Source organism: Sporosarcina ureae, assembly GCF_002082015.1.
Taxonomy (GTDB): Bacteria; Bacillota; Bacilli; order Bacillales_A; family Planococcaceae; genus Sporosarcina; species Sporosarcina ureae_A.
Map to the genome: position 1 here is coordinate 1,303,413 of NZ_CP015109.1, position 22,019 is coordinate 1,325,431.

The 22,019-nt window shown below is 39.8% G+C and carries 23 protein-coding genes; 4 read left to right on the top strand and 19 right to left on the bottom strand.

Annotation, left to right across the window (positions count from 1 at the left end):
- Positions 1 to 44 precede the first annotated feature (44 nt).
- The 4 genes from SporoP17a_RS06510 to nagZ all read right to left on the bottom strand — a co-directional run bounded on the left by SporoP17a_RS06510 (position 45) and on the right by nagZ (position 5,838).
- Complete coding sequence (locus tag SporoP17a_RS06510; protein ID WP_083033805.1) at positions 45 to 2,408, bottom strand: penicillin acylase family protein; 2,364 nt, start codon at positions 2,406 to 2,408, stop codon at positions 45 to 47.
- Positions 2,409 to 2,643: 235 nt separating this feature from the next.
- Positions 2,644 to 3,438, bottom strand: coding sequence for a VLRF1 family aeRF1-type release factor (locus SporoP17a_RS06515; protein ID WP_083033807.1), 795 nt, complete (start codon positions 3,436 to 3,438; stop codon positions 2,644 to 2,646).
- A gap of 103 nt (positions 3,439 to 3,541) precedes the next feature.
- Positions 3,542 to 4,174, bottom strand: a complete 633-nt coding sequence (locus SporoP17a_RS06520; RefSeq protein ID WP_083033809.1) for a lipase family alpha/beta hydrolase — start codon at positions 4,172 to 4,174, stop codon at positions 3,542 to 3,544.
- 26 nt (positions 4,175 to 4,200) lie between these two features.
- Positions 4,201 to 5,838 carry a beta-N-acetylhexosaminidase gene (nagZ, locus tag SporoP17a_RS06525; protein ID WP_167693392.1) on the bottom strand — a complete coding sequence of 546 codons (1,638 nt, stop codon included), beginning with the start codon at positions 5,836 to 5,838 and terminating at the stop codon, positions 4,201 to 4,203.
- A 114-nt stretch (positions 5,839 to 5,952) separates the two neighbouring features.
- On the opposite strand from nagZ, the gene SporoP17a_RS16880 reads away from it, so the two are divergent.
- Positions 5,953 to 6,129: a hypothetical protein gene (locus tag SporoP17a_RS16880; RefSeq protein ID WP_167693393.1), complete on the top strand. Its 177-nt coding sequence runs from the start codon at positions 5,953 to 5,955 to the stop codon at positions 6,127 to 6,129.
- A gap of 47 nt (positions 6,130 to 6,176) precedes the next feature.
- Here the strand turns inward: SporoP17a_RS16880 and SporoP17a_RS06530 are convergent, their stop codons facing one another.
- The 6 genes from SporoP17a_RS06530 to SporoP17a_RS17140 form a co-directional block, all read right to left on the bottom strand.
- Entirely contained in the window at positions 6,177 to 7,136 is a 960-nt protein-coding gene (locus SporoP17a_RS06530; protein WP_083033813.1) for a bile acid:sodium symporter family protein, read from the bottom strand.
- 153 nt (positions 7,137 to 7,289) lie between these two features.
- Complete coding sequence (locus SporoP17a_RS17120) at positions 7,290 to 7,412, bottom strand: hypothetical protein (RefSeq protein WP_255397466.1); 123 nt, start codon at positions 7,410 to 7,412, stop codon at positions 7,290 to 7,292.
- A 53-nt stretch (positions 7,413 to 7,465) separates the two neighbouring features.
- Entirely contained in the window at positions 7,466 to 7,588 is a 123-nt protein-coding gene (locus SporoP17a_RS17125) for a hypothetical protein (protein WP_255408196.1), read from the bottom strand.
- A 53-nt stretch (positions 7,589 to 7,641) separates the two neighbouring features.
- Entirely contained in the window at positions 7,642 to 7,764 is a 123-nt protein-coding gene (locus SporoP17a_RS17130; protein WP_257788191.1) for a hypothetical protein, read from the bottom strand.
- Between the two features lie 360 nt (positions 7,765 to 8,124).
- Complete coding sequence (locus SporoP17a_RS17135; RefSeq protein ID WP_255408198.1) at positions 8,125 to 8,247, bottom strand: hypothetical protein; 123 nt, start codon at positions 8,245 to 8,247, stop codon at positions 8,125 to 8,127.
- Positions 8,248 to 8,318: 71 nt separating this feature from the next.
- Positions 8,319 to 8,441: a hypothetical protein gene (locus SporoP17a_RS17140; RefSeq protein WP_255408199.1), complete on the bottom strand. Its 123-nt coding sequence runs from the start codon at positions 8,439 to 8,441 to the stop codon at positions 8,319 to 8,321.
- 362 nt (positions 8,442 to 8,803) lie between these two features.
- Between SporoP17a_RS17140 and SporoP17a_RS06535 the strand changes: the two genes are divergently transcribed.
- Entirely contained in the window at positions 8,804 to 9,277 is a 474-nt protein-coding gene (locus SporoP17a_RS06535) for a cupin domain-containing protein (protein WP_237262423.1), read from the top strand.
- Between the two features lie 215 nt (positions 9,278 to 9,492).
- Here the strand turns inward: SporoP17a_RS06535 and SporoP17a_RS06540 are convergent, their stop codons facing one another.
- From SporoP17a_RS06540 to SporoP17a_RS06555, 4 genes are all read right to left on the bottom strand, one after another.
- Positions 9,493 to 9,807: a hypothetical protein gene (locus SporoP17a_RS06540; protein ID WP_083033815.1), complete on the bottom strand. Its 315-nt coding sequence runs from the start codon at positions 9,805 to 9,807 to the stop codon at positions 9,493 to 9,495.
- A gap of 487 nt (positions 9,808 to 10,294) precedes the next feature.
- Positions 10,295 to 12,001, bottom strand: coding sequence for a GMC family oxidoreductase N-terminal domain-containing protein (locus SporoP17a_RS06545; protein WP_083033817.1), 1,707 nt, complete (start codon positions 11,999 to 12,001; stop codon positions 10,295 to 10,297).
- Positions 11,985 to 12,488 (bottom strand): hypothetical protein, encoded by a 504-nt coding sequence (locus tag SporoP17a_RS06550; RefSeq protein WP_208859816.1) that lies wholly within the window; start codon positions 12,486 to 12,488, stop codon positions 11,985 to 11,987. The genes SporoP17a_RS06545 and SporoP17a_RS06550 overlap by 17 nt, the downstream gene beginning before the upstream one ends.
- A 634-nt stretch (positions 12,489 to 13,122) precedes the next feature.
- On the bottom strand, positions 13,123 to 15,186 hold the full coding sequence (locus tag SporoP17a_RS06555) for a catalase (protein WP_237262398.1): 2,064 nt from the start codon (positions 15,184 to 15,186) through the stop codon (positions 13,123 to 13,125).
- 538 nt (positions 15,187 to 15,724) lie between these two features.
- Here SporoP17a_RS06555 and SporoP17a_RS06560 point away from each other — a divergent pair.
- A complete protein-coding gene (locus SporoP17a_RS06560; protein ID WP_083033823.1) occupies positions 15,725 to 15,946 on the top strand; it encodes a hypothetical protein in 222 nt (73 codons plus the stop codon).
- A 327-nt stretch (positions 15,947 to 16,273) separates the two neighbouring features.
- Here SporoP17a_RS06560 and rlmD read toward each other — a convergent pair whose 3' ends face one another.
- The 4 genes from rlmD to SporoP17a_RS06575 all read right to left on the bottom strand — a co-directional run bounded on the left by rlmD (position 16,274) and on the right by SporoP17a_RS06575 (position 20,210).
- Positions 16,274 to 17,638 carry a 23S rRNA (uracil(1939)-C(5))-methyltransferase RlmD gene (gene rlmD / locus SporoP17a_RS06565; RefSeq protein ID WP_083033825.1) on the bottom strand — a complete coding sequence of 455 codons (1,365 nt, stop codon included), beginning with the start codon at positions 17,636 to 17,638 and terminating at the stop codon, positions 16,274 to 16,276.
- 66 nt (positions 17,639 to 17,704) lie between these two features.
- Positions 17,705 to 17,839, bottom strand: a complete 135-nt coding sequence (cydS, locus tag SporoP17a_RS17145) for a cytochrome bd oxidase small subunit CydS family protein (protein WP_257788192.1) — start codon at positions 17,837 to 17,839, stop codon at positions 17,705 to 17,707.
- Between the two features lie 11 nt (positions 17,840 to 17,850).
- Positions 17,851 to 18,876: a cytochrome d ubiquinol oxidase subunit II gene (locus SporoP17a_RS06570; RefSeq protein ID WP_083033827.1), complete on the bottom strand. Its 1,026-nt coding sequence runs from the start codon at positions 18,874 to 18,876 to the stop codon at positions 17,851 to 17,853.
- Positions 18,873 to 20,210: a cytochrome ubiquinol oxidase subunit I gene (locus SporoP17a_RS06575; protein WP_369824380.1), complete on the bottom strand. Its 1,338-nt coding sequence runs from the start codon at positions 20,208 to 20,210 to the stop codon at positions 18,873 to 18,875. The genes SporoP17a_RS06570 and SporoP17a_RS06575 overlap by 4 nt, the downstream gene beginning before the upstream one ends.
- Positions 20,211 to 20,526: 316 nt before the next feature.
- Here SporoP17a_RS06575 and SporoP17a_RS06580 point away from each other — a divergent pair, with 316 nt between their 5' ends.
- Entirely contained in the window at positions 20,527 to 20,958 is a 432-nt protein-coding gene (locus SporoP17a_RS06580; RefSeq protein ID WP_083033832.1) for an NUDIX hydrolase, read from the top strand.
- Positions 20,959 to 21,074: 116 nt separating this feature from the next.
- On the opposite strand, the gene SporoP17a_RS06585 is transcribed toward SporoP17a_RS06580, so the two are convergent.
- On the bottom strand, positions 21,075 to 21,998 hold the full coding sequence (locus SporoP17a_RS06585) for a diacylglycerol kinase (RefSeq protein ID WP_083033833.1): 924 nt from the start codon (positions 21,996 to 21,998) through the stop codon (positions 21,075 to 21,077).
- Positions 21,999 to 22,019: the final 21 nt, after the last annotated feature.

Consider the following 22,019-nt stretch of genomic DNA (forward strand, 5'->3'; position numbering starts at 1 on the left):
GCTGTGAAACCACCGCTTCATGAATAGTCCTTAGCCGCTTCCAATTACTTCGCTTTCGGTTGCAATGTCAGTACATGTCCGTCAGGTATTTCTTGTGTCATGAGTGTCTCGTGGTAGTACCCTTTTGCCCAGTCCTCTGCTTGGTCATGGAACCATTTGGATTTTAGGTGTCCGCTTTGACCCGGTCCGACGACATGATATGTTTTGGTTAAGTCGTCCAGATCAGCAACGAAACGCCACGAGGCACCGTGGTTGACGGAGCCGTCATCTTTGAAGGCAGCTGCTTGTACGGTAATAGTAGATCCACCAATTGGTTGTTTTTCGGGATTTAATAGTTTTTCAAATACCGGTGAGGCACTTGCTAGTGGGTGAGGGAATGTCAGTTGGTGATAGTTGCCCCATGCCCATTTTTGTTGCTTGTCACCAAAGTCATTGGCAATTTTTTTCATTGCATTGCCGAATGATTCATACACCCATTGATCGATACCTTGCTTTTCTTCTAACCAGACGCTTTCTTCTCCGTTATAGCCTTTACGAAGCAATTCATCTGTAATTTGGTTTTTTCCTGGCATTAATTCATAGACATCCATAGGCATTTGATCTCGGAACATGTCAATTTGCAATTGTTTCATCCACTTGTGAAAAATTAACGGAGCACTGCTATCTTTTGAATCAACTTGATCCCATTGTTTCAACGTTGCCAACACTTCTTTGTAGTCACCTGATTGGTCTTGTTTCTCTACTGATTCAATCATCGAATCAAGGAATTCTGCTGCATAGAGGTTTTTTTGATCCATTTGCAGTTTCATCATATCCTCCACTGTGAAGTGATCTCCTTCTCGCAGCACTTCTGCAATCCGTTCAAAGCGGTATGGCTGTGCCCAAAACTTTGTGATGTGATATGGATAATTTTCATCCACTACTTCATTATTCGCGGTGGCGATGAAACCTTCCTCAGGATTCACTACACGCGGCAGTTCATCGTATGGAATATAGCCTTCCCAACCATGGTCGGAAGAATCTCCCGGCACTGCCAATTGTGCATCTCCTTGTTTACGGATGGGAATGCGACCGTTCGCTTTATATGCAATCGTGCCGTCCGTCGAAGCAAAGACGAAGTTCTGTGCAGGTGCGTGAAATTTCTCTAATGCTTTTTCGAAGCTATCCCAATCTGATGATTTATTCATCTCCATAATGGCTTCCAGTTCAAGAGTCGGCTCAAGTGCCGTCCACTGCATAGAGAACAACGCATTCGGATCTTCATCTTTGTACATTACGTCTGAAATGATAGGACCGTGTTTCGTGACGATGACTTCATATGGAATATCTTCAGCGCCTTTAACTTTGATCGTCTCATTACGTATTTCTGCTTGCTCCCACTTGCCGTCATAACGGAATTGGGCTTTTTTACTTGGATGTGGGACCTCAATGTAAAGATCTTGCACATCCGGTCCAACATTCGTGACTCCCCAGGCGATGTCTTCATTATTACCTAAGATGATTCCTGGAATCCCCGCAAAGATTACTCCCTCTACATTTTGTTCAGGAGATTGTAGATGCATTTGGTACCAGATAGAAGGCGTGCTTAGACCTAAATGCGGGTCATCAGCCAGTAAAGGTTTACCAGAAGCCGTTTTTTCTCCTGATACTACCCAATTATTACTACCATTGAATTCAGGTGGAGAAAGTTCCGGTAGAAAACGTCCCGCCACCTCTACTTCATGTTCTTTATTAGCCGTCATAATGGACTCTGCATTTTTCGGATACGTCAGGAATAAATCTTTCACTTTCTCTTCTGGAAATGCATTAATTGCCCAGTGGCGGAATGCTTGCGGTTGCCATCTACCTCCTAAGTCATAAGCCATATATTTCCCAATAGTTAATGAATCTACTGGTGTCCATTCTTCAGGCTCATATCCAAGCAGCGCAAATTCATAGGACAATTTCTTTTCAGATGTAGCTTCTTCAATGAATGCATTGACCCCTTCTGCATACCAGCCAAGCACTTTTTTAGCATGTTCTCCATAGCCTTCATATGAAGCTTCCGCTGCATTTCGCAGACTGAAAGTACGGAATAACTTATCCGTATCGACAGCCTTGTCACCGATGACTTCAGCTAGACGACCACTTGCCTGCCTGCGTGCTAAATCCATTTGAAATAAACGGTCTTGTGCTTGCACATAACCTTGCGCTCGATACAGGTCTTCATCCGAAGCGGCGTGGATATGCGGCACTCCCTTGCGATCACGTGTCACAACTACTTCTTGATCAACGAATGAGACTTGATGTTCTCTTGCTATCAGTGGTTTTGATTTTGATATGTAAGCGTTTGCAAATATAGCAATTAGAACCACAACAATTGATAGTATACTAAGTGCCCACAGCGTAATTTTCCTGCCTCTTCCCATGTTAATCCCCCTTTAGAACTTAGTATACTATTAATATTCTGAAATTACTTTAATTATTAATCTTTAGTAGGGTCACATGATAATCGACGGGAAATAAAGTAGGGTGGCGCGTCTCAGACTGATGCTTTAATCCGCCTTCACTATGTAAAGATTTTGTCGCGCTCTAAGGAACCAAAACAAAAAGAGAATGCCCCTAGAAGTCACGAACCTCTGGGACATCCTCTTATGGTATTACTTAACGGGATTCGAAGATTTTTTGGATGACTTGATTATTGTTCGATTTTCCAAAGTTTTTATGAATACAGCTTTCGGGTTTTTCACGCAAGATAGACGCAAAGCTTTTGGCCAGTTCCGCTTCCCCTGCCACATGCACTTCTTTCCATCCGCGCTTCTTCTTCATGTTGCCGACCACAGCACCCATGTCTTTATAAAAACGATCTAAATTCTCTTTTAATCGATGATCAAATTTGTCTGTATGTCCTCCTACTCCCCGCTGTATAGAAGACTTGATCATCTTTTGTTCTTTCCAAACGTCAAGACCCGAATCAAATTCATACACTGTTTCGTCATGGACTTTACCCATTGCAGTATCCAAAATCCGGACATTGCTGTAACTTGGGAGTATAATTCCCGCTTCTGGATATGCTTGTAACATATACTCCAATTCATTCGTCATCGCTTGACTTTCCCAATGAAAGCTCGTCTTAACTGCCACTTGAACATAATGAACAGACCAAATTTCAGGATCAGCTGCTGCAAAAATGATAGCACCCTTCGCCAAATCATTTTGCTTATCTTCAACTTCCTTCATCACACGGTCTTTCACGGAACGAAATGCAGTCAATTCTTTTTCATCTCCAGATGCGACGAGATATTCATCAAGTCTTTTCAAGCCTGATTTCAAATGAATTCTCCACGCTGCTTGCTGTTGGTCAGGATCAGCAGGATTCGTGTTTAAGTATACGGACAGCACACATCGATCATCACAGTGAAATGCTTTCAACTTTTTCAACTCTTCACTAATACCCATCCAATCATCCTCCTTATTCCCTCAGCTGTAGCATGCCCGCTGAAATGAATATTACAAGGGAATAAGAGCTGTGAATTTTTTCAAGTATTAAGATCATGCTTTATCAAAAATGCCCAGTTTGCAAAAAACGTGCAGTTAATTCAGCTACTTCTTTCTGATGATGGATTTCTTTATGTCCATATGGCAAAGCGATAAAATCAGATAGTCCCGGATAATAAACTGAATCCAATTCTACCCGTCCATCATTTGCGCCTTGGATTAACTTTCCAAGCCATAAATGATTGCGTGTCCCTGCGATTGCACCAATTGAATAGCTAGTTATGTCCGGCAAATTCAGCTGCTCAATATACGTTGCGTTTAACGACCGTAATGTTCTATAGCACTCAGTGTATCCCGCAATTTTCCCTGCCACGTGCGCAAGTCGACTTCCTCGATTAGGCGTGGCAATTTGCACACAGTGACCAATTGAATCCATCCATTGTGTTTCCTGTAATACTTTTCGAATAAGTAGACCACCTGTACTGTGGCCTACTAGATGGATGGGTGTTTTTTTGTGTGATACCATTTCGGATAAAACTTCTTCCACAAGAAAAAATGATTGATCAAATTCATGATAAGTGAACGATAAGTCGAGTGATCTGCAATGAAAGCCATGCTGTTCTAAATAGGTAAACAATGTCTGCATATCACGTGAGCTTTTATTGAAACCATGAAGCAAAAGAACCTGTTCATCCATGCGATCACTCCTTTTTCGTTAATTAGCTAATTGATTTTCTTGATAAGTTCCTTTGTTTGTTGATTCAACTCTTCCACATCGACTTGCTTTCGTGGAATATCCTCCACTTCATACTGTTGCTTCAGCAATAATATACGTTCGACACTTTGATTGATTCGTTGTTCTGTAATGACTCCTTCATTGACTGCCTTTTGTAAAGCGGTCATTATTTCGTCTACTGATGTATATTTATGCCCAACAAGCAAAATGTCTCCACCCGCTACAATAGATTGGATTGCCGCCTCTCCAATCGAATAATTCTTTTCGATAGCTCCCATGACCAAGTCATCTGTAATAACTACACCGTCAAACTGTAATTCATCACGCAATAGGTCTTGAATAATTATTTTTGAAAATGATGCAGGTGTTTTCGGATCATATGCTTCTACAAGTAAATGCCCGACCATTACCGCATGTACGCCACCTTCAATCACTTGTTTAAAGGGAAGTAGTTCTATATTCTTTAATCGTTCCTTATTATGTGTAATCACTGGCAAATCAATATGTGAGTCTACACTTGTATCACCATGTCCCGGAAAGTGCTTGACGACAGGTATGACATGTTGCGACGCCATACCATTCGCTTGCTGGATCCCTGCTTTGCTAACTAGCTGTGCATCCGCACTATACGAACGGTCGCCAATCACTGGGTTCTTCGGATTACTATCTACGTCAAGTACGGGTGCAAAATCCATATTCAATCCGAACGCACTCATTTTGCGACCAATTAACTCTCCAATATCATATGCATATTTTCCGTTTGCGGCATTCCCAACCTTACGATTAGATGGAGTTTTTACGAGCTCTTTTGGCAGTCGAGTAACTCGTCCACCTTCCTCGTCTACACTAATGAATAAGGGCGTTTTTGCATTTGCATTCGCTTGTTTTAACTCATTAATCAAGTTAAGCGACTGCGAAACAGAAACGAAATTACGATTAAATAAAATGATGCCACCAACATGCCTGTCTTCAATAAATGTTCTTGCTGCTGAATCCAGTTGCGGACCTTGCACACCCATCATAATCAACTGACCGAGCTTTTCATCTAGTTGCATTTCCTGTAACACAGCCTGAACTTCTGCACTCGGCTTATGGAGAACAGCCATTTCTACGATAGACGCATGGTTGTCTGTAGAAGAAAATAGCAAAGTTAATTGGTATTCGTCATTCAAATCATAAACAAAGATTGTCTGCTCATTCACTTGTCTCAGTCCATCCGGATCACCTAGTATTGCCTTTGTTTGTGACTGCGTTACCTCATTAAGCTTTGATTCCACTGCTTGCAATTTATAGACTAAATTATTCTCTGTCAAGTGAAGCTTCAGCTGCTCTTTTTCATAAACAGCATAGCTTTCCTTCTTACTGTGTTCTATCTTATCTGCTTCCCCTACTTGATCTTGGACTTGCTGATAAGTAGTTTCCCCTACTTGCCATTGTTGATTGGGTAGATTTCCTTTTTCAGCTGCATCGTGGACTGCCATTAACGCTTGTTTATTCTGCTTATTTCGTATTTTTATTTGTTTGGATTCTTCATTCTGTTCGTTCTCTTGATTTGAACACCCTGTTGCTATTACAAAAAGTGCAACGATGAGGAGTAACAGTAAGATTCTAGATACTTTTCGCATAATTCCACCTCTGCTTTTAATCATACTACCATTTTTCAGACACCTATTGATATCGTCAGCTGCCGCATAAAACTTCGACTTTTGTCTATCCTAGTCGATAGGAGGTGGACGAACATGACAAATAAAAATAATAAAAAAACCATGAATGAACGGACACACAACCCGTTGGGCACGTATCAAAATAAAAACAAAGAAGCCAGCAATAGCAATAACCAGCATCCAGAAGGCCATTCACCAGGAGAATTTTCTGCAGAGTTTGGATCTAGACCTAAAAATAAGAAGCTAAAATAAAACAACTGCCGTATTCTGATCTTCAGAATGACGGCAGTTGTTTTATTTTATCCTACTTCATTTACCTTGAAATAACGTCTTCCATACCAGTTCCCCACCTTATTGTACAAGGAAGCAAGTACTTGCTGAAATAACATACCGAAAACGACCGGCATGACGACTTTCGCTGGGAAGAACGTTGTCGCAATCACGACTCCTGTTGCAATATTTCGCATGCCGCCCACATACATGAATGTCGTAGCAATCACAGGGTCCTTCCAGAGTACATGTGCAATCCATAAGGCAGCTGCATAGCCTGTCATCGCGATGAATAGTACGAGGGCAATAACGCCAACCAGTTCCAGAGAAACTTTCCGTACATAAGGCGCTACTGCACTGCCATTAATCGCAACAATCGCAAACAGACTTAGTTTAGAGAAAGGTGCTAAACGTGGGCCCCAAATATTTTGAACGCGCCCCTTTGACAGTTCATTCAATGTAATCCCAAGTATGGTAGGTAGTACAATCATCCAAAGTAAATTGATAATTAATGACATTGTATCGATTGTTACACTTTCTCCCACAACGACATAAAGAATTGCCGGTAAAATGATAGGTGCTAATAATGTATCAATTAATATTATAGATAAGCATAAAGGCAGATTACCCTTGGAAATGGTTACCCAAATCACACTCGTAACGCCCGTTGGAATAGCAACCGCCAACACAAAACCTACCGTCAGTAAATGATCATCGAAAAATACCGTAGATAAAAAATAAGCCCATGTAGGCATTACTAGATGCAGAAAAGCAATACTTACGAGTACTACGGCTGGATATTTCCTTACCATACGTACTTCTTTGACATTCATACCAAGACTGCCTACGAACGTCATAAATGCAAACAACCAAGAAACGATAAATAATAACTGCTCCCCTACTTGATGAAACAATACGCCCATCACTAAGCTAAAGGGGGTTAAGATGGCAATCCATCGTTGGAAAAAGGTATTCAAATTGCTCAACATATAATTCCCTTCTTTACTGGACTAATCACATAATTGATCTAGTCGTATTCTAGCATAGTAGATTGAGTGAGAATTAATGTCCTAACTAAAAAAGTATAAAGAAACATAAAAAAATCCGTAGCGGTTACACGCTACGGTTATAGGATGACGTAATTATTTTGTGTATGATAGAACTGCATATTTGCTGAAATTCTTCATGGCATCTGTCGCTTCTGCTTTCTCTGCATATTCAAAAATACGTACGTTTGCTTGGTCGAATAAAGTAATTACCCACATGTTTGTCAGTCTCCTTTTAATTTGTATTCATTTATCACTAGTAAAGCCAACACTTAGTATGTGTATGTTAGAACTGCATAATGGTTAAAGTTTTTCATTGCATTTGTTGCCTCGGCCTTCTCAGCATATTCAAAGATCCTTACGTTTGCTTGATCAAATAATGTAATAACCCACATGTTTGTCAGTCCCCTTTTAATTTGTATTCATTTATTCATAGTAAAGCCAACACTTAGTATGTGTATGTTAAAACTGCGTAATGGTTAAAGTTTTTCATTGCATTTGTTGCCTCGGCTTTTTCAGCATATTCAAAGATCCTTACGTTTGCTTCGTCAAACAATGTGATCACCCACATATTGTGTAATCTCCCTTTTGTTTGGTGGCATAGTTCCTTGAATGGAATCTGCTAACCAATTTCTTTTGTTACTCTTATCATACTCTGTTCTACAACAAAAGAAACCGATATGTGAGACCTTTCACAATTCATTCAAAGTCAAAACGCTTACATATGTCGGAATTGTGTCTGCAAACGTTTTCTTATCAGCCTAATAGAAGTTATGTATTTTTTATAAAAATAGTTTAATTTTTATATCAACATAATAGTACATCTCTCGACAGTGGTTGCCAACTAGAACTTCCAGTTATATACATTCCAATTCAATTCCCACGCAAAAAAAACCGTAGCAAAGTACGCTACGGTTAAAGTGGTAACTGCTTATCTTGTGTAAGAAAGAACAGCATATTTACTGAAACTCTTCATTGCCTTCATAGCCTCTACCTTCTCTGCATACTCAAATATTCGTACATTCGCTTGATCAAATAAAGTAATTACCCACATGTTTGTCAGTCTCCTTTTGGTTTACTATTCTGTCGTTCATAAGTATTAGCTATGTGCATGTTCAGTGATTTTTATTTTGTATAGGATAAAACAGCGTACTCATTGAACTTTTCCATGGCAATTGTAGCTTCTGCTTTCTCTGCATATTCAAAGATCCGTACTTTCTCTGTTTCGAACAATGTGATAACCCACATATTGTTCAGTCTCCTTTACGATTAAATTTTGATTCAGTAAGCGAGAATCTATAATCAACTTCTCTTGTTACTTTTAGTATACTATCCTTTTCATATAGTTTAGTCGTATTGTGAAGCCTTTCACAAATCATTCAAAGTTGAACCGCTTACATATGACTACTTTGTGAATTCTAATCACAATAGGTTTAGCAGTTTACTCATTTTTCTTTTACACACAAATTCAAGTTTCATACATATACTATGATGAAAATATAAAGAGAGGGATGAGTGTTATCAATCAATCTGTTTCTAATTTCATATTAGTATGTTGGTATCAACCGATGTATATATGGCCTTGTTTCCATATGTACCCTTTACAGCAAATGAATCATACTGAATATCCTTCTGTACTACTACACCGTAGTCAAACCGATTATGGCCCTATGCCTTTCACGATTAATATAGAAGAGGCAACAAAAAGGAACCAAACATTCCGTACTGCGTTATGGACAGGTGACCACTTGCAACTCACACTCATGAGTATTGCACCAGGAGAGGATATTGGTTTGGAAATACATCCCCATGTTGATCAATTTATTCGGCTTGAGGAAGGGCAAGGCGTGGTTCAAATGGGGAATACAAAAGACCAAGTACATTTCGAACGGCAAGTCCAGGCAGATGATAGTATTATTATTCCCGCTGGGGTTTGGCATAATATCACGAATACCGGCACTGTACCTATCAAATTATATTCGATTTATGCGCCTCCAAATCATCCCCACGGTACGATACACGAAACGAAAGCTATAGCGGAAGAAATGGAGTCTTCACACACTACTGACCATAAGTATATATAGCAATCTGAAAAACGTTGATGCAGTGATAGAAGAAGTAAAAAAGACAAGACATCCATTTACACGATGTCTTGTCCTTATCATTTTTCATTCGCTTCCATCATTCCTGTAAATACACAAATAGAGCGGTAAACTTAGTTTCATCAGCCAAATTGTAAATGGGGTATTTGATCTTTTGCAACTATGTGAACATGCACTCTATATTCATAATCTATTCTTCATAAAAATAGTAACGCTAAACTAACTGCGATAGAAATTGAGAGCGATATTTTACTTAATATCACAAGCTCTTCACTTCTGAACTTAATAATAACTGCCAATATAGCTACAATCCCCATTACTATGGCAAGTGTCTTTTGAAGGGTAAAGTTGGTAGGAAACGATGTGAACGCTAAGTAGGATAAAAGCAGGCCAAACAGCATATTGATTATAATTATACTATTATTAGATTTACTTTTATATAATATGACTTGAATTCCTACTGCTAAGATTACTAAAACTATATACATGATCTCTAATATGCCTAATGCCAAATGTGTCCCCCCCTTTCCATTATAAATAACTAATTCAGTAATTATAACATGAAGTCGATGCTTAGGACATTTCTACATTTGTATATAATAAATTATTAAATAATGTATGTAAAAAGAAGATATCAAAGCGAAAAGTGTTTTAATCGTTTGCAACCAAAGGTAATAAGGACTTAACCCTTCATTAATTAACGAAAGGTTAAGTCCTTATTTTATACTACAGTAGCTGCTGGATGAAATGTGAGTTTTATAGATGAAATGAGACCCATGCCCGTGCATAAAACATTCATGAATCTGTAAAATAATTGCAGGATCGCTTCCTCAATACTAGCTGTATAGATCATTATCGTTTCTTACGGTGCCTTCTTTCCAATTTAGAAATGAATTCCTTTTCCATCTTTCAGATAAAAAGAGAATCTCACTCAAACGCCCTTACGCACGCTTTTGAGTGAGATTCTCTTGGGATTGTTACCATATTCAAGGAATAATCTTAAAAGTATTTTTTCGCTAGTAACTCTGCTGTTCTCGTTGCCAATGCTTGCGTTGTCAACGTTGGATTAGGTCCACCAAGGGAATTGTAGTCGGCACTATTATCTGCTATGAAGAGACGATCTACTTGATAGGCCTCACACGAAGTGTCGACAACAAAACCCATTCGCATTGTACTTTGTAAATGAATATAAAGATTCGGTGGAAGATCTGCACGATGTACCTTTTTCGCACCTGCTTCCCGTAAAATATCTGTCGCTATATGAACTAACTGTTCTCTTCTCTCTTTCGACTTCTGGCTCGGTGTATAATGTACAATGGGTACCGCCCCGTGTTCATCTTTAATATGTGGATCCAGCTCAACACGGTTGTGATATTGTACTTCATCGTCTGTAACGATTAGAAGTGTAAGTGTTCGGCTGTAGTCTTTCATCGCCTCATCCAGTTCGGCACCGACAAGCCTTCCACGCTGGTCCCATCTATCTGAACTAGATTCGTGGAGGTTGTTATAACCGTATTGGCTAAATCCAAACAGCAGTTGAGCGGAGAGCCCCGGGCTTTCCCCCATATTTTCAATCATGCCAAGGCCCGGATAATCAAGTCGTGCAGCGGATGTATGCCCGACAAATGGATTAACGGCAGGACTTCCTAAGATCCTCATCAATGTTTCTTCGTCAAATGTGCCGGTAACCGTATCCATATAATGATTAGTCAATCCACGACCTACCCAAGCGTTATACGGCAATTCAGAGTTAAGCCATAGACGGGGAGTTTCCACGCAACCAGCCGCCATCACGACAACTTTTGCGTACAATTCTTCAACTTCCCCCGTCCACGTATCACGTATTTTAACGCCAATTGCGCATTCCTTTCCGTTTGCATTACGCTCCGTTAAAATCTTCGTAACAAATGTATTGGGCCTGAACGTAACGTTTCCTGTTTTCATTGCTAAAGGGACATAACTAACAGCTGTAGTCCGTTTCGCCATCTTTTCAAGTTTCGGTCCATATGGACATCCTTGGCCGCAATGTCCACTTAACGTACAACCCTCCATATGACTTAATTGTTCTAATGAATAATTTGGGTCCATCAAATGTTCATTTGGCGGTAAAATTGCATTTGGTTGAGGACGGTATCCACTCGTTGTTACATCTAATGTTTTGTTAAGAGTAAAGCCTGCTTTTTCTGCTCCGTAGTAGAAAAGCGCTTCTTTAGATGTAGTGGGTGCAAACTCAACTGGTAATGTAGCTTCTACTTTTTCATAATACGGAATTAGATCTTTGTAACGAATTGGCCATTCGTTATCGATCGCATGCGGAAATGCGCGCGGGCAATTGGCATAGTAATGAAGTGTAGACCCTCCAATCCCAGCAGTTTGCCAAACTAGAGCAGGATCGGGAACATTCCTAAACCAAGGTGTGCGTCTCCGGTCAGCAGTGCCCCAACGGAACTTACCGGTAACAGGATCATTCATATCATCTTCAAGTCTAGTCAATTGACTACGGTAGAGTGTGCCGTCCAAATCTTCAGGATTTGAACTCTCCTTTGCAAACCCTCTATTTTTATTAGGCTCTGGCCACTTTTTATTTCCGTACCACGGACCGGCTTCAAGCACTTGCACACGGATTCCTAATTCCCCGAGCTCTTTGGCGATAACCGGGCCGCCCCCACCTGCTCCAATAATAATTACATCAGGATTCATTTTCATATTTCTCCTCGCTTCTATTCATTCGTAATAAAAACCCACGAAAATCGCGGTAACCCAAAGATACACCTGGGTAACCGACTTGTTGCCAATTCACAGGGAAGTGTTCAAGACGTCGTTCATTTGGCGAACATAACTTTGTAGAACCGTAAGCAGGCCATTCCGAGTAATAACCAAGCATTGAAAAGCGGTTAAGAGCATCAACGATATTTTTCACCAGCCCGGCATTATTCTGAAATGGAGAGGGCAAAGCGTAAAGATCAACATCTAAATTTTCAAGTGCAGTTAATGTTCGTATTCGGTCTTGCCGGGAAAGATAGGAAAACATCCCGCCTCCTAGAAAGGCACTTTGTGGAAGTGATTGTGCTTGGTACGTGTTCACGAGTTGAATTGCTGCGATATCCAACATCATAGCTGTAGGGTACGAGAGGGGAACGATAGTGTGGTGCAATTGTTGCTGAATAGAAATGTAGTGATCCAAAGAATACATAATGTATTCATGAACCTTCCTATTCGAATTACAATTGGTAGATTCATAATTGGATCGCGCGTAAGTGGATGGAAGTAATGCATCCGTAAGCGATCGAAAACTTGCTTGTGTATACATTTGAGTTTGTGTATAAAAAATAATGATCATCACCTCTTTCTTTCAAATTACTGTATTACACTGCGCATTTCTTTATGACTGTAAATAGGTTCGTTTGTGCGCCTCTGCACCAACAATCACCACAGCCTCATCAGATCATTCATACGTTCCTAATACGCGTCTTTCACTTTTTAATCAGGCATGATACTTCCTTGCCACAACTAAATAAAACAATCGTGGCTCATGTGAGTGAGAGGATACCGAACGACCTCGTATAAATAACTTGTCAAATGCTATTATTCTTTTTCGTGTTACAGTAAGATCTTTCGAAATCAAAAAGCCCCCGAACTATTAATCCGAGGGAACATAAAACACACTTCACTATTCATTTAAAAACTACCAAATCTATTGTTGCCAAGCTATTTCAGCCACGATCAACTCTATGCACTTTACGTATATAGTTCACTTACTTTGTGTTGATCTAGTGCGCTGGCATACACTATCTATTTTCGGCTGTATATACCTAATAAGCATTAAATCATCTTCTATCCCAAAATCGTTGTTGTGCAATTGCTGAGACAAAATCTTTACCGAAGTCAGGGTTATTTTTAGCGTAAACGACCCCAGCGAAGTTATTATTCCCCGATGTACTAATATATGACTGTCCGGTTGAAGCGATTCCAATAGGTTTATAATGTTTATACGCTACGTTTATATACTCGTTTAATTCATAATTAAATTGTTCTTGATTTTTAGATTTTCCACCAACAATATAGAGTGAATCAAGTAAATACGGACTTGTTGTAAGAAATGTTTCATTAACTTTCAATTTTGTACCATTATCTCCTGTAACAGTTCCAAGCGTATCGCTTACGATGATAACAAAAACACCGAATTCTTCTAAAACTTTCATTGTATTCATTACTTCATCTGCGTTAAATCCATCGCCAATCAGTACACCCACTTTTAGCGAATATGCATATTTAGGCGTAGTTGTTTGGCTAAGGGATGGATAGCTTGTGGATACCGGGACGTTTGTTCCGCTTGGGCAATTGACTCCAACAGTATCTGCGACAATGGTAGCCATCTCTTTATCAACATTCACTAATAGGTCGACGACTTGCTGGCGCACCGACTCACTCTTCACACTACCGACTTGAAAGTTTAGTGCTTCAATCATATGTTGCTTTTCAATCTCCGTTAAGCTATTCCAAAATATTCTTGGTTGTGTAAAATAATCATCAAACTTTTCTGGACGCTCTCGCGTAAGGTGTCCTGACACTTTTGATGGGTAATGCTCATAACCGCCTTCCTCAGGTGGTGTGGTGTACGGCGTATTATTTAAAAGTGAGTTTTCATGATAATTCGTCGGATCCACATCGATCTCATATTTCATAAATCCTTCCTGCTGGTTATTATGGAACGGACAAATCGGTCGATTGATCGGCAAGTGCTGAAAGTTCTTACCTCCCAGTCGATGATATTGAGCAGGTTGATAGGCGATTAACCTTCCTTGCAAGACAGGGTCATTGGAAAATCCAATTCCCGGTACGACATTGGCTGGGTTGAATGCAACCTGTTCATTTTCTGCAAAATCATTATCAACGTTCCGATTCAACGTCATTTTTCCGATCATCTGAACAGGTATGAGTTCTTCTGGCCAGAATTTCGTGGAATCGAGTATATCAAAGTCATAATTGAATTCCTCTTCTTCCGAAATTAGTTGAACGCCTAACTCATATTCAGCAAAAGCACCGCGATCAATGGCATCTCTAAGATCTCGACGATGGAAATCTGGATCGATGCCTCCTATTTTTTGCGCTTCATCCATCAACAGTGAATGGGATCCTAAAACAGGCTTCCAAACAAATCGGACGAACGTCTTGACGCCTTGTTCATTAACAAGCAAGTACGTATTGACTGACCAAGACTCCATCATTCGGTAACTTCTTAGAAGCCCTCTGTCAGACATTACCCATAGTGTCATATGCAGTGCCTCGGGATTATTCGCAACATAATCCCAGAAGTTATCATGCGCACCTGCGGCTTGTGGCATGCCGGTACGAGGTTCAGGCTGATAAGCGTGGATCATGTCAGGAAATTTCAGCGGGTCTTGGTTGATCAAAACCGGGAAGGCAATCATCGTCATGTCATAATTTCCTTCTTCTGTATAAAACTTGACACCTAAACAACGTAAGTCTCTTGCTGTGTCTTTCGACCCTTTGTTTCCTTGCACCGTTGAAAAGCGAACAAATAACGGAGTCTTTTTACCAGCCTCCTGCAAAAACCCCGCTTTGGTGAACTGCTTCATAGATTGGTAACACTCAAACTCTCCATGTGCCCCGTAACCTCTAGCGTGAAGCCTTCTTGCTGGTATCGTTTCATGCACAAAAGATGTCATCTTTTCAAAGAAATGTATATTCTCAAGTACTCCCGGCCCACGCACCCCGGCAGTTAAAATTCTCGAGTCATTCGAGACCTTTCTTCCCTGATTCGTCGTCATCGGCTTTCCAGCATCGCTAGTACGAAACTTATCCAATTGTTCATTCTTGCTATTTGCATCTACTCTTTTTTGATTATCTGATGATGAATATTCAGTCAAGCAAGTCACCTCATTCATTATTTTTATACCTAACTCCTAAGTATCTTACGTTTCCATACGCCAGTTTATACCTTGAGAATATTGTTGTAGTTTTAAAAAACATTCACTAACACGTAAAAGTATAAATAAGGCGATATACAAGTTGTCTGGCGGGCTTTTGTATCAGAGTATTATTATCGTGTATCGATCCATACAGCGTATATAATCCGGAATGGCGATACGCTCAAATTCTCTGATTTGCCTGCACAAATCATACAAGATATCAGTCCTGGCTATCCCCCAGCGTGATCAGTTATGGTAACTGGCCAATAAATGAAGAGTATATATAGAATAAGCAATGGAAGTACCATGCAGAGATCTACAAGTTTTCAAAAAATATCCTTTACATTCTGGGGACTTAATCTTAGTGGGTGCTTAATGAAGAGTACTTGCGTTACAAATGAATAGATACGCAAAATAACTTGCTACGTTCTATTTCACAATCATTTTCATAAAATGAATGTATACCAACACTCATCTTAAGTAAGGGGATTAGAATATGTATGCTATTCATTATTTCGAAGACAAAATTGAGGTGCTCAATGTAGCTTCTCGAATCATACCAGCCGTGGATGAAAAGGTAAGGATAAAAGGGCGTAATGGAAAAATCACAAGTGTTGAGAAGATAGGAGAAAGTAAGTACTTTGTGGTTGTCGAGTTTGAAAAGACCGTTGAAAAAAGCAACACAAACTCAAGAAATATTGACATGAGAAGAAAATAAATTTCCATTGATACTGTGCATTGTAATAATTTAAAAAGCCTGTGCCACATTGAATTCAATGTGGCACAGGCTTTATTTATTTGTCACTACTGTCCATCGAGCTTATTATATTCTACATTTTCTAAATATCATTACAGAACCCATTCTGCGTTCTTCTACATCTTATGACTACGCGTTATAGGTATCAAGAAAAAGCGTGTTTGTAGACTATACTTCGCCTATATGGACGTTGATAGGTACAGCATAGCCAATTCCGTTCAAAGTAACTTCTTATATATTCTTTACTTTCATTCATCTTGAACGAAAGCCATCTTTAACCCCGCTAAGCTAATTCAACTCTATCAACGCCACGCACTCGACGTGACTGCTATGTGGGAACATGTCTACTGGTTGGACTTCTTTCGTGCGATAGCCACCATCTTCGAGAATACGTAAATCACGCGCCAATGTTCCTGGATTACAAGACACATATACAATTTTCTTCGGCTTATAATTTAGAATGGTTTCTAGTAAGTTTTCATCGCAGCCTTTACGCGGTGGATCAACGACTAATACATCAAACTCCTTACCTTGCGCGTACCACTTTGGAATAATCTCTTCTGCCGGACCTGCTTCAAAATGTGTATTGGTTATACTGTTTAGTTCTGCGTTACGCTTGGCATCTTCTATCGCCTGCGGTACTATTTCCACTCCGTATACTTCCTTCGCTTGTTTAGCCAAGAACAATGAAATCGTTCCTATTCCACAATACGCATCCACTACTGTTTCATTTCCAGTCAAGTTTGCATAATCAAGTGCCTGTTGGTACAATACTTCCGTTTGAACAGGGTTTATTTGATAGAAAGAACGTGCTGAAATCTCAAATTCAGTTTCCCCAATTCGATCAATGATAACATCTGATCCGTATAAATTAATCATTTCATTCCCCATGATGACGTTCGTATTCGCTGTATTCACATTTTGCATAATAGACGTCACATCCGGTAACTGTTGCTGAATTAAATCGACTACCGCATCTTTTTGCGGGAATTTTCTATGGCGTGTAACTAGTACAACCATTACTTGACCTGTTTTACGCGCTTTTCTAACGATCAAATGACGTAGCATACCTTTATGTGTTCGTTCATCATACGTCTCAATACCCAACTGTTGAAGCTTATATTTCAGCAATGTCATCAGTTCGTCTGCTTCTTGCGTCTGAATCAGACAAACATCTGTGTCCACGATGTGATGTGTACGAGCTTTATAGAAGCCCGTAATTACGCGGTCGTTCTCCGTATCAAATGGTATTTGTGATTTATTGCGGTAACGCCACGGCTCATCCATCCCTTTTACTTCATGTACAGGCACATCAGGAAGCTTCGCAATTCGGTCCATTACATCACGCACAGATTTACGTTTTTGAATCAACTGACTTTCATAAGACAAATGTTGCAATTGGCAACCGCCGCATGTCGGGAATACATGACAAGGAGGCGTTACACGGGATGGAGATGGCTCCACGATATTCAATAACTTTGCGAATCCATATTTCTTCAATGTCTTCATTACATGGACATCGACTGTCTCTCCAGGCAGCGTTTCTGGAATGAATAATGGATAGCCATCTACTTTTGCCACGCCTGCTCCATCATGTGTTAGATCTTCTATAGTCACTCGTATTTTTTCATTTTTATTTACAGCAAAGCTCATGATTTTTCCTCCATCTTTCAGATACTTCTAGTGTACCACGGGAAGCAAACAAAAAAACAGACGGAATCACTCGTCTGTTTCTTTACTGTTTTTATACTCATGATCTGTCACTGCATCATCTTTTAACACTACAAAGAACGATAGTGCGATGCCTGCGATAATGATCAAAAAAGGTGCATAGAAAATTAAAAATTCATTCATCTTAACGCCCCCTACGCATGGTAATTTTCTTTTCCTTTTACATACTCTTTATTGAACAAGAACATACGTAATAGTAAATACAATGATGGGATTAGCAGAAGTAATCCAAATATAAACGCCACGATTAAAGCAATCGCCATAGCTTGGTTCGTGAAACTATCATAAATAGTCAAATACGGGTAGAGCAAGTATGGATAATGCGAAGCACCATAACCAAAGAAGGCGAATAGGAATTGACCTATAAGCAAACCGAATGCTAGACCATATTGACGCTGTTTCCAGATGAGATAAACCGTTCCTAAGAACAGTAAGAACGATAGTAGAAACATCGGCCAGAATCTTTGAATACTCTCATAGTGTAGCGGGTTATGTTTACGTAATTCAAATATAATCCCACCCGCAGCGATAATCGTTGGCAATGCCCAGATAAGCGCATACTTCCGTAACAGTTGCGTCGCCTCTGGATCCTTGGCTTTATTCGCATACCATGTCAAAAATGCGGATGAGATATACAGTGTGGCCGCTATGCTTAGTACGACAATCGACCAAGTAAGCGGACTTGTGAATAATTTCCAGTAATCTAAAACCGGCTGACCATTTACTAATTCGATAAATCCTCCTTCAGATATTGTCAATACAATCGACAAGGATGCAGGAAGTAATAAACCCGTCGAACCGTAAGCAAATGAATATCCTTTGTGACCACGAGCTCCATACGTTTCAAATGCATAATAAGAACCTCGAATTGCCAAAAGGATAATGGCAAAACTAACCGGTACTAACAAAGTAGTGCCATAATAAAAGGCGGTTTTTGGAAAGAATCCAATAATCCCCACGAAGAAGAATACTAGAAAAACATTCGTTACTTCCCAGACTGGTGACAAATAACGTTGAATGACATGCGTCAAGATTCGCTGTCGGCCTGTAAATAAACTATATGCGTTGAAAAAACCTGCTCCAAAATCAATCGCACCAATTAAGATGTAGCCGAATAAAAACACCCACAATACCGTAATTCCTAGAATTTCGATATTCATAGAATGTCACCGCCTTTCTCTCGCTGTCGATCTATAATTTCTTGTTCTACAGGATTTCTGATGAACATTCTTCTTAGAACAACTATACTGCCGATACCGAGAACGAGATATAAAAGCGCAAAGAGCACAAGCATAGTCGGAACCTGACCGCTAGTTGTCGCACCTTCAGACGTCCGCATAATATTACGTAATATCCACGGTTGACGTCCTACCTCTGCTAACCACCAACCCGCTTCGAGTGAAATAAAAACGAGTGGTCCTGCTATGACAATGAGCCATCGGAATAAGCGAGACTCGACAAATGACCATCTTCGCCACATACCAATCCAGTATACAGCTGCCAACGTCATCAATAACATTCCGATTGTCACCATAATATCAAAGAGGTAATGGATATAAAGTGGCGGTGTATCTTCTTCAGGAAACTGATCCAATCCAACCACCTCAGCACTAGGTACACCGTGCGCTAAAATAGAAAGAGCATACGGTATTGTAATGGCGTATTTCACTTCGCCGTCGTCCAGCACACCATACAAAATTAAAGGAGCATTTTCTTCTGTTTCGAAATGCCATTCAGCTGCTGCCAACTTTTCGGGTTGATATTCCGCTAAATACTTTCCTGATAAATCACCAACCAACGCTGCACTCACACTGAAGATGAATCCAACTTTCAAAGTCAGATACAAAGCCTTTTTATGGTACACATGATTTGAACCTCGCAACAAACGAAACGCTGCAATGGCAGCCAATAAAAAAGCAGATGTCATGTAAGCTGTCCCAACGACGTGTGCCACTTTTGTCGGCATGGCAGGATTAAACATGGCGACAAGCGGATTAACATTGATTAGTTCCCCATTTACTAAATTAAAACCTTGTGGTGCATTCATGAAGGCATTTACAATCGTAATGAATACCGCGGAGAACGAAGCGCCAAGCGCAACTGGAATGAGAAGCAGAAAATGTTTCTTTTGATTTTCAAAACGGTCCCATGTATAAAGGTAAATACCAAGGAAAATCGCTTCAAAAAAGAAAGCGAATGTCTCCATAAATAATGGCAAAGCAATCACATTTCCAGCTAACTCCATAAAATTCGGCCATAATAAGGACAGTTGTAAACCAATCGCTGTTCCGGTCACCACTCCAACGGCTACGGTGATGACGAAACCGCGTGCCCAACGTCTCGCTAACAAAATATAATGCTCGTCGTTCTTCTTAATACCAACCCATTGGGCCAGCATGATCATAAGTGGGACACCCACTCCAATAGTTGCATAGATAATATGAAACGATAATGTCAATTCAGTCAATACTCTAGAATAAAATACCGAATCCACACAATCCACCTCCTTCTTACGAAAATAGTCTTCCCATAATTGATAGCAACATGATGCCCGCAACAATAAATGCCAACCACATCAAACGCTTTTCTTGTCTCTTATACACATCATCACTCCCTGTGTAGTTCTATTTTAGGGTTTCCCTAAAAACCCATTTCAATAACCTATTTATCAATAGTAATTTGTCGAAATTTAGACGTATTTTCATATTCATAGCATGTTTAAATGTTGTATACTAATTGATTAACTCATTTCTCTTGTATTTCTTATTAATTTACAGTATAATGGATTAACTAATGAGAGGTGAAAGTGAATGAAAAAGGTAAAAAGAAAAGTAATAGCGTATATTACAAAAGGAGAAGGCAGACATCGTAAATTGCTTGTGTATGAGCAAAAAGATCAGCCTGAAGCAGGTTTACGAGTTCCTGGTGGTACAATTGAACGCAACGAACTACTATTGGATGCATTATATCGGGAAATCGAGGAAGAATCGGGTATTGTGCGTGATGAACTCATACTAGAAGGTAAAGTTAAAGCTTCAAAATATTTTCCAGAAGATAAAAATGTTATTTATGAACGTACGATTTTCCATTTTTCCTACATAGGAGAAAACAAGCATGAATGGGAATATATCGTAGAAGGTGAAGGTAAAGACGCAGGTCAATTACTCAGTTATCGTTGGATGCCGTTGCAAGAAGTGCCAAAGTTAGCTGCTAAACAAGGAGAAGCGATTGAATACATCTAATATCGACCTGATACGATGCGTATTGCATCGGGCTCATCCCATTAATTTTTCACAATAAAAGACTATTCCATCCGAATGTTAGAACTTCGACTGGAATAGTCTTTTTACTTTTTCTTTTATTGGATTTTCTTCACTTGATCTTGTGGACGTAATTTTTGTAGTGGTGCGAACATTTCGACATGTTGATACAAGTTCTGGAAAGTAGCAGGCAACACGCCACCGTATTCTCCATCCAAGTTCAATAACACTTCATTTTTGGAAGTCACCACAATTTTTTCCGCCTTCGCCGATACAACTAAAGGATCATCCATATGTTCCCCACGAGAAGCTAATGTAACTACACGTATAAATTCAGCGATATTGCATTTCTTCAAAATAAGCAATGTGAAGTATCCATCATTAATACTCGAATCAGGTGCTAATTTCTCAAACCCGCCAACTGAATTCGTCAAACCAATCAAAAACATCATAGCTTCTTCGTCAAACACATTTCCATCATACTCAATGCGAAGATGACTGGAATGTATAGAAGGTAACATTTCAATACCTTTTAAGTAATAAGCTAGCTGCCCAATTACCGTTTTGAGACGGCTTGGTACTTCATATGTTAGTTCCGTCATACGACCGCCACCTGCTATATTAATAAAGTAACGATCGTTCATTAAGCCTACGTCGACCGGAATCGAATCTCCTTGACAAATGATATCTACAGCTTCATCAATTTCTCTCGGAATACGCAACGCTCTTGCAAAATCATTTGTTGTACCCATTGGAATTAAACCGATTTTTGGACGTTTATCAAAATGGCTGACACCTGCAACCACTTCATTGAGCGTCCCATCACCGCCAGCAGCAATAATAACATCGAATCCTCTGCGAACCGCGTCTCGTGCCGCTACTGTAGCATCACCTTCACGAGTTGTAGCATGAGCGGATGTTTCATAACCCGCATTCTCTAATTTTTCGAGGACTTCTGCTAAATGTTTACGGAAGATTTCTCTTCCTGCAGTAGGATTATAAATAATGCGTGCACGTTTCATACACTTTCCCCTCGATCCTTT